Origin of the sequence: Streptomyces adustus, from assembly GCF_009377175.1 — a bacterium.
Lineage (GTDB): Bacteria > Actinomycetota > Actinomycetes > Streptomycetales > Streptomycetaceae > Streptomyces > Streptomyces adustus.
The window spans coordinates 1-8,444 of the sequence record NZ_VJZD01000332.1 but is presented as its reverse complement, the minus strand read 5'-3'; the positions used below and the strand labels follow the sequence as shown (position 1 = coordinate 8,444).

The following is an 8,444-nucleotide window of genomic DNA, read 5'->3' as shown; positions in this document are numbered from 1 at the left end:
GCGTCGGGTGGCCCCGCTGAGGGGTGCAGGGGTGGCGTCGGGGCTACTGTCCGGTCGGCAGCATCGGGTGGCTTCCCGTGTTCGTCGGCGCGTGTTCCGGCAGCCACAGGACGGCGACCGCGCCCTCGGCCGGGATGTGCTCGGGCGCCCCGGCCGGGCGGACGTTACGGAAGGTCAGGCGGGCGCCCAGCACCCGTGCCTGGCCGGCAGCGATCGTCAGGCCCAGCCCGTGGCCGCGCCCCGAGCGGTCGCTGCTGCCGGTACGGAACCGGCTCGGCCCTTCGACGAGCAGGTTCTCGGGGAAGCCGGGGCCGTGGTCGCGGACCCGGATGACCCGGCCCTCGACGGTCACCTCGACCGGCGGCCTGCCGTGCCGGGCGGCATTGGCCAGCAGGTTGAACAGCACCCGTTCCAGGCGCCGCGGGTCGGTGGTGACCTCCGACTCGTGCACCACCCGCACCACGACGCCGGGGTCCTTGGCCGCCACCCGCCGGGACACGAAGTCGCCCAGCAGGATGTCCTGCAACTCGGCCCGTTCCGAGGCGCCGTCCAGCCGGGCCACCTCCAGCACGTCCTCGACCAGCGTGCGCATCGCCTTCGCCCGGTCCAGCACGAGTTCCGTCGGTCGGCCCGGCGGCAGCAGCTCGGCCGCCGTCAGCAGCCCGGTCACCGGGGTGCGCAGCTCGTGCGCGATGTCCGCGGTGACCCGCCGTTCCGCCTCCAGACGCTGCTGGAGGGCGTCCGCCATCGCGTCGACCGCGCGCGCCAGGTCGTCCGTCTCGTCCTGCACGACCCCGCCGATGGCGTCGCGCACCCGTACGTCCGGCTCGCCCCTGGCGACCTGGTTGGCCGCGGCGGCCGCCTTGCGCAGCCGGCGCGACAGCTGGCCGCCGATGAGCACGCCCAATGCGCTCCCGCCGAGGACCACCGCGATCGAGCCGATCACCAGGGCCTGGTCGAGATCCTTGAGGATGTCCGTGCTGCGGTCGGTGAACCCGGTGTGCAGCGACAGCACGTGCCCGTCCTTGACCGGCACGGCGGCCCAGATGTCCGGCTCCCCGCCCGCGCTGTCGGACACGAACGTCGCCCGGCGCCCCTCGGCCACCTTCTCCCGCAGTTCCGCCGGCAGATCCATGTCGTCGATCTTGATGTTGGGGAAGTTGAGCCGCCCGGACGCCTCGTAGCCGCGCTGGGCGATCAGCACCCGTTCGTCGGCGAGGTCGCGCGCGTTGTCCAGCATCGAGACCCGGGCGGCGTTGTGCACGACCACGCTGAGCGCGAGCGCCACCAGCGCCCCGACCAGCGCGATGGCCGCGCTCAGCTTCCACCGCAGCCCCGTACGGATGCCCGGGCGCTTGTCGCCGAACGAGCGCAGACGTCCGATGATCCCCCGTGTGACCTGCATGAATCGCCCCGCTCAGGCCTTCAGTTTGTAACCGAAACCGCGGACCGTCTCGATCCGGTCCTGGCCGATCTTGGTACGCAGCCGCTGCACGTGGACGTCGACCACGCGGGTGTCCCCGCCCCACCCGTAGTCCCATACGCGCTCCAGGAGCTTGTCGCGCGAGAGCACCGTGCCCGGCGCCGAGGAGAACTCCAGCAGCAGCCGCATCTCGGTCGGGGTGAGGGCCACCGGCTGCCCGGCGCGGCGCACCTCCATGCCCTCGGTGTCGATCTCCAGCTCGCCGAAGGCCAGCACCCCGCCGGTGGCGGCGGCAGCGGCCTCGCCCGCGCGGTCGGCCCCGCCGGCGTGCCCGAAGCGGCGCAGCACGGCACGGATGCGGGCCACCAGCACGGCGCCGTCGAACGGCTTGGTCACATAGTCGTCGGCGCCCGCCTCCAGGCCGAGGACGACGTCGATGGCGTCGGCGCGCGCCGACAGCATGATCACGGGGACCGTGGACTCGTCCCGGATACGCCGGCACAGGCTGACGCCGTCCAGGCCGGGCACCATCACGTCCAGCAGCGCGATGTCGGGGCGGTTCGCGCGGAACGCCTCCAGGCCCGACAGCCCGTCGGGCATCGCGGTGACCACGAAGCCGTCCCGTTCCAGCGCGAGCTGGGTGGCCTCGCGGATGACGTCGTCGTCCTCGACGAACAACACGTGGGTCTGGTCTGCCATCCCGGTGTTCTCAGTCCTTCCGGCGGTCGGTGCGGTGGTCGGTCGGGTCGTGCGCGCTCGGGGTCACCCCGCGCCGCGGCCGGTCCGTGCCCGGCTCGGCTGTGCCCCGGTCATCTGCGGTCGGGCGCCGGGGTCGGCGTCGTGCCCGCGGCGTTGCTGTAGTCGTTGTACGACCGGTACTCCTCGGTGAAATGGTCCACGGACCAGCGGTACGTGATCACGTCCTCCCCGGACGGACTGGAGACCGGGTCGTCCTTGCCGTACACCTGCTTGGTGACCACCAGGTCGCCGCGGTCGATCTCCGCGTAGGCCGGGGGCTCCTCGACCTTGAACACGTCCGTGTACCGGCCATCCTGCTCGCGGTACACGTAGGAGCCCAGACCGACCGCGTCGGCGCAGGTCAGCACGTTCACGACGATGTCGCTCGACGGCCCTCCGGTCAGGTCGCCGTAGGAGACGTCCACCGGGTAGTCGTCGCCGACACACGGCTTCAGCCCCCGCTTGACCTCCGCGGAGACCTTCGGGTCGGCCTTGACGAGGCGCACCGCGTCTACCTGGGCCGGGGTGCCGGAGGGCGAGACCGTGAGGGAGGGGACGGCGCCCGCCACGGTGTCGGAGTGGGCCGGCCCCTCGTCACGGGCACCGGTGCCGCCGGTGGCGCAGCCGGCGGCGAAAAGCCCGAGGGCGGTGATCACGAGCATCGCCGTGAACACCGCCTGGAAGGTTCCGCGGGCCGCAGTGGGCCCGGTGCCGGTCAGGCCGCGCAACGCTCCTGCTCCTCACGCTCCAGCGCGCGTGCGTCCAGATCACGGCTCTCCAGCTCCTCGCGGAGCCGGGCGAGCGCCCGGTGCAGCGTGCTCTTGACCGTTCCGGCCGACATGCCCAGGGCCGCGGCCGTCTCCTCCGTGGACATCTGCTCCCAGTGTCGCAGCACGACGACACTGCGCTGCTTCGGGGCGAGCACCTTCAGGGCGTCCATCAGCAGGGCCCGGTCGGCGTGCTGCTCGGTGGAGTCGTCGATGCAGGCGTCCGGAAGCTGCTCGGTCGGCACCTCTTCGAGCTTGCGCGCCCGCCACCACTCGGTCCGTGTGTTGATCATGACCCGGCGCAGATAGGCGTCGGCCAGGCGCTTGTCCGCGATGCCCTCCCAGCGGCCGTACGTCCGCGCCAGCGCCGTCTGGAGCAGGTCCTGGGCGTCGACCGGGTCCGGGACCAGCCGACGCGCGCTGCGCAGCAGCGCGTCCTGCCGGGTGCGGACGTACTCCTCGAATTCGAGCACCTCGCCCTGCGCCATGATCAACCGCCTCCGTTCCCCGTTTTACTCCGGCCCGTCCGTCGTCCCCGTGGTGGTGCCGGGTACGCAAATGAAGCTACGGAGGTGTTGTCACGGGGCTGTCCGAATCAGCCTGCGGGAAGCCCTCGGCTGTCCGTCGGTTGTGTAACGGAGGCGGGTCGGGGGTAAGGGAGTGAGGTGAATCATGCTGGTATGGGGGGATTTGGGAGTCGCGAGACTAGGTGTGGTCCTGGAACCGGCTGTGAAGAAGCGCGCCTTCCTGTGAAGTGACCATGCGTCAGGTCAGCGGCAGCCGGTACCGGCCGCCCGGCAGCGGCTCCACCAGACCGTCCGCCACGAGCCCGTCCAGGGCGCGGGCGCGCTGCACCGGCTCGTGCCACACCCGGTCGAGCGCGGCCTGCGGCACCGGGGTGTGGGCCTCGCGCAGGACGGCCAGCAGCTTGCCGCGGACCTGCCGGTCCGTGCCCGCGTACGTCTGGCCGCGGCGCGGCGGTCCCTCGTGCTCCGGCTTCCCGGCGAGCCGCCAGGCGCACTGGCCGGCGATCGGGCAGCGGTGGCAGGCCTCGCTCTTGGCCGTGCACACCAGCGCGCCGAGCTCCATGGACGCGGCCGCCCAGCGGGCCGCGGTCCGCTCCTCCTCGGGCAGCAGCGCGCGGGCCAGCTTGCGTTCGGCGGCGGTGGTCGCGTTCGGCGGGTACCGGACGCCGGTCACGGCACGGGCGAAGACCCGGCGGACATTGGTGTCCAGCACGGCGTGGCGCCGGCCGTACGCGAACGACGCGACGGCGGCGGCCGTGTACTCGCCGATCCCGGGCAGGGCGAGCAGCTGGGCGTGGTCGGACGGTACGTCGCCGCCGTGCCGGTCCGTTATGGCGACCGCGGCGCCGTGCAGGCGCAGGGCGCGGCGCGGGTAACCGAGCCGGCCCCAGGCGCGCACGGCCTCGCCGGGGGCCTCCGCGGCGAGGTCCGCGGGGCGTGGCCAGCGGGCCATCCACTGCTCGTAGACCGGCAGGACACGGCTCACCGGCGTCTGCTGGAGCATGAACTCGCTCACCATCACGCCCCAGGGGCCGGCCTCCGGGTGCCGCCAGGGGAGGTCGCGGGCGTGGGTGTCGAACCAGGCGATGACGGGTGTGTGCAGATGCGTCCCGTCGACCGGGCTGCCGGGGGAGCCGGGGGCCGGGACGGTGTGCGGGGGTTTCGTGGGCGCAGTCATGGCATTCCGATCCTGCCACGGGACGGCCGGGCGTGGTTCGAGGCTGGCCCGGCACGGGCGCCGTCCGGTGACCGGGCCGACCGACTCGGAAAACGGACCGGAACCTCTGTTTCCGGAATGATGATCCGGAAAAGTTGAGGATCGGCGGCGGGTGGGGCCAGCTAACGCGGGGATCTCTCGTAAAGTTTGCGCCGTGGGATCTCTGCGCAATCCGATCGGGCCACTTCCCTCCACCATCTACTGGCGCCGGAGGGCCGTAATGCTGTCCGTGGTCGCCTTGTTGGCGCTGCTGGTGACGTGGCTCGTCACCTCCGGCGGCGGGGGCGCCAAGCACGACGCCGACGGTTCGAACGGCAAGAATCCCGCCTCCTCGATCACTCCCGGGCCGTCCGGTTCCGGGCCGGCGATCAGTCAAGCCCCGGGCGGGCGCGACGAGTCGACCGGCGGGGGCACCGCGAGCCCCTCCGACTCGGGCTCGGCATCCGGCTCGGCGTCCGGTTCGGACTCCGGCGCGGGCGGCTCCGACGGATCCGCGGGCGGCGACGACTCCGCGTCCTCCGGGGGCGGTTCGGGCGACGGCTCGGGCGGCGGTGGCGGTACGGGCGCCCTGCCGGCCGGCTCCTCGCTGCCCAACTGCACTGCCAGCGTGATCACGTTGACGCTGAACAGCGTCCGCAACACCTACACGCCGGACCAGGAGCCCGCCTTCCGGCTGACCGCGAAGAACTCCTCCGCCAACGACTGCAAGGTCGATCTCGGCCCGCAGAACACGGTGTTGACGATCACTCGGACCGGCAGCGGGGGCGCGTACTGGGCGTCCGACGACTGCCCCGGGGACTCCACGAACCGGTTCTACCGGGTCCCGGCGGGCAGCAGCGCCACGTACATCGTCAAGTGGGACCGCAAGCCGAGCGCCCCCAAGTGCGCGACGCCTCCGGCCGGTTCGGCCGGGCCGGGCACCTACCTGGTGGAGGCGAAGGCTCCGGGGTTCCCGAAGAAGCAGACGTCGTTCGTGCTGTCGGCGGACTGAGCCCGCCGCACACGGACTGAGCCCGCCGCCGGGGCGGGGCGGCACCGGGCGGCTCGCCCGCCGACGCTCCCGTCGGGGGCGGGTGCCACGGACGGGTCTCAGACGTAGCGTTCCAGGATCGACGACTCCGCCAGCCGCGACAGGCCCTCGCGGACACTGCGGGCCCGCGCCTCGCCCACGCCGTCGACCGTCTGGAGGTCGTCCACACTGGCGGCGAGCAGCTTCTGGAGACCGCCGAAGTGCTCCACCAGGCGGTCGATGATGGCGCCCGGCAGCCGCGGCACCTTGGCCAGCAGCCGGAAGCCGCGCGGGGACACCGCGGAGTCGAGCGTCTCGGGCGAGCCGGTGTAGCCCAGCGCCTTCGCCACCGTGGACAGTTCGAGCAGCTCGGCATGGCTGAGGGCGTCGAGTTCGGCGAGCGCCTCGTCGACCGTGCGGGAACGCTTGGCGGTGGGCTCGGGCACGTAGTCCCGGACGACGAGTTCCCGCTCGGGCTCCACACCCGCGATCAACTCGTCGAGCTGGAGGGCGAGAAGACGGCCGTCCGTGCCCAGCTCGACCACGTACTCGGCGATCTCGGTGGCGATGCGCCGCACCATCTCCAGACGCTGGGAGACCGCCGAGACGTCACGTACGGTGACCAGGTCCTCGATCTCCAGCGCCGACAGCGTGCCCGCGACCTCGTCGAGACGGAGCTTGTAGCGCTCCAGGGTCGCCAGGGCCTGGTTGGCGCGGGACAGGATCGCCGCCGAGTCCTCCAGGACACGGCGCTGGCCGTCCACGTAGAGCGCGATCAGGCGCATCGACTGGGAGACCGAGACCACCGGGAAGCCGACCTGCTTGGAGACCCGGTCCGCCGTGCGGTGCCGGGTGCCGGTCTCCTCGGTGGGGATCGTGGGGTCGGGCAGCAGCTGTACGCCCGCGCGCAGGATCTTCGACAGGTCCGACGACAGGACGATGCCGCCGTCCAGCTTGCACAGCTCACGCAGTCGCGTGGCGGTGAACTCGACATCCAGCACGAAACCGCCCGTGCACATCGACTCGACGGTCTTGTCGGACCCGAGCACGATGAGTCCGCCGGTGTTGCCGCGCAGAACCCGCTCCAGACCGTCGCGCAGGGCCATACCGGGCGCCACAGCACTCAGCGAGGCGCGCATCCGGCCCTCGATACCGGAACTCCCGCCGGACTTCCCGGGAGCTGCGCTCCGGTCGTTGGCTGCCACTGCACTCCTCCGGTCGCAGGTTCTGGGCACTCCCGTTTCGCGCACTCTTTTCGTACGGACGGGCGAGACCAGGGCAAAGTCTACCGGCGGTCCTACTCCTCCCGTGGGGCCTCTCGGCGACGAGAGCGCGGCAGCACCCGCAGCGCGTCCCCCACGTCGGCGACTTCCAGGACCTTCATACCGGGAGGGATCTTGCCCGGGTCGCCCGGCACGAGCGCGTGCGTGAAGCCGAGCCGGTGGGCCTCGGCGAGCCGGCGCTGCACGCCCGTGACCCGTCTGACCTCGCCCGCGAGGCCCACCTCGCCGATCGCGACGAGATTCTTGGGCAGCGGGGTGTCGCTCGCCGCCGAGGCGAGCGCGAGCGCGACGGCCAGGTCCGCGGCCGGCTCCGAGAGCTTCACCCCGCCCACCGTCGCGCAGTAGATGTCCCGCTTGCCGAGGGCGCTGATCCGGCCGCGCTGCTCCAGGACCGCGAGCATCATCGAGACGCGAGAGGTCTCCAGGCCGGAGGTCGTGCGGCGCGGGGAGGGGATCTGCGAGTCGACGGTGAGCGCCTGGACCTCGGCCACCAGGGGACGACGGCCCTCCAGGGTGACCGTCAGACAGGTGCCGGGGACCGGTTCGTCACGTCGGGTCAGGAAGAGCCCGCTCGGGTCGGTGAGGCCGATGATGCCCTCGTCGTGCAGTTCGAAGCAGCCGACCTCGTCCGTCGCGCCGTACCGGTTCTTGACGCCGCGCACCAGGCGCAGGCGCGCGTGCCGGTCGCCCTCGAAGTGGAGCACGACGTCCACCAGGTGCTCCAGCAGGCGCGGTCCCGCGATCGCCCCGTCCTTGGTGACGTGGCCCACCAGGAGGGTCGACATCCCGCGCTCCTTGGAGGCCCGGATCAGGGCGCCCGCGACCTCGCGCACCTGCGCCATGCCGCCGGGGGCGCCGTCGATCTCCGGCGAGGCCACCGTCTGCACGGAGTCGAGGATCAGCAGCGACGGCTTCACCGCGTCCAGATGGCCGAGCACGGCGGAGAGGTCGGTCTCGGCGGCGAGGTACAGATGGTCGTCGAGGGCCTTGATGCGGTCGGCGCGCAGCCGGACCTGGCTCGCCGACTCCTCGCCCGTGATGTAGAGCGTGCGGTGCTCGTCACTGGCCGCCTTCGCCGCGACGTCGAGCAGGAGGGTCGACTTGCCCACGCCGGGCTCGCCCGCCAGGAGCACGACCGCGCCCGGCACGAGTCCGCCGCCCAGGACCCGGTCCAGTTCGGGCACCCCGGTGCTCCGGGCGGTGGCCTGCCGGCTGTCGACCTGCCCGATCGGCACCGCGGAGGTGGTGACCCGGCCCGGTGCCGTCGTGCGGACCGCGGGTGCGCCGTACTCCTCGACCGTCCCCCAGGCCTGGCACTCGGAGCAGCGGCCGAGCCATTTGGCCGTCTGCCAGCCGCACTCCGTGCAGCGGAAGGACGGGCGGTCCTTGGTGGTCTTCGTACGGGTGGCCATGGACGAAACCGTAGCCGTAGGCACCGACAACGCGGCCACGCCCACCCGAATTCGGCCCCCGCCCGGCCT

8 protein-coding genes are annotated in these 8,444 nt (G+C 72.5%); 1 reads left to right on the top strand and 7 read right to left on the bottom strand.

The features are described 5' to 3' along the window. Positions 1–43 precede the first annotated feature (43 nt). The 5 genes from cseC to FNH09_RS42165 all read right to left on the bottom strand — a co-directional run bounded on the left by cseC (position 44) and on the right by FNH09_RS42165 (position 4,632). Entirely contained in the window at positions 44–1,405 is a 1,362-nt protein-coding gene (gene cseC / locus FNH09_RS42185; RefSeq protein WP_152895154.1) for a two-component system sensor histidine kinase CseC, read from the bottom strand. A 12-nt stretch (positions 1,406–1,417) separates the two neighbouring features. Further along, on the bottom strand, positions 1,418–2,122 hold the full coding sequence (cseB, locus tag FNH09_RS42180) for a two-component system response regulator CseB (protein WP_152895153.1): 705 nt from the start codon (positions 2,120–2,122) through the stop codon (positions 1,418–1,420). A 110-nt stretch (positions 2,123–2,232) separates the two neighbouring features. Continuing rightward, the gene (locus FNH09_RS42175; RefSeq protein WP_152895152.1) at positions 2,233–2,889 is read right to left on the bottom strand and encodes a hypothetical protein; all 657 of its coding nucleotides are present in this window, start codon (positions 2,887–2,889) and stop codon (positions 2,233–2,235) included. Further along, positions 2,877–3,416: a SigE family RNA polymerase sigma factor gene (locus FNH09_RS42170; RefSeq protein ID WP_152895151.1), complete on the bottom strand. Its 540-nt coding sequence runs from the start codon at positions 3,414–3,416 to the stop codon at positions 2,877–2,879. Before FNH09_RS42170 ends, FNH09_RS42175 begins: the two co-directional genes overlap by 13 nt. Positions 3,417–3,693: 277 nt before the next feature. Next, positions 3,694–4,632 (bottom strand): HhH-GPD family protein, encoded by a 939-nt coding sequence (locus FNH09_RS42165; protein ID WP_152895150.1) that lies wholly within the window; start codon positions 4,630–4,632, stop codon positions 3,694–3,696. Positions 4,633–4,825: 193 nt separating this feature from the next. Between FNH09_RS42165 and FNH09_RS42160 the strand changes: the two genes are divergently transcribed. Further along, entirely contained in the window at positions 4,826–5,662 is an 837-nt protein-coding gene (locus FNH09_RS42160) for a hypothetical protein (protein ID WP_162469914.1), read from the top strand. 98 nt (positions 5,663–5,760) lie between these two features. Here FNH09_RS42160 and disA read toward each other — a convergent pair whose 3' ends face one another. Further along, positions 5,761–6,885 (bottom strand): DNA integrity scanning diadenylate cyclase DisA, encoded by a 1,125-nt coding sequence (gene disA, locus FNH09_RS42155; RefSeq protein WP_162469913.1) that lies wholly within the window; start codon positions 6,883–6,885, stop codon positions 5,761–5,763. 92 nt (positions 6,886–6,977) lie between these two features. Continuing rightward, positions 6,978–8,375 carry a DNA repair protein RadA gene (gene radA / locus FNH09_RS42150; RefSeq protein WP_152895149.1) on the bottom strand — a complete coding sequence of 466 codons (1,398 nt, stop codon included), beginning with the start codon at positions 8,373–8,375 and terminating at the stop codon, positions 6,978–6,980. Between the last annotated feature and the right edge of the window lie 69 nt (positions 8,376–8,444).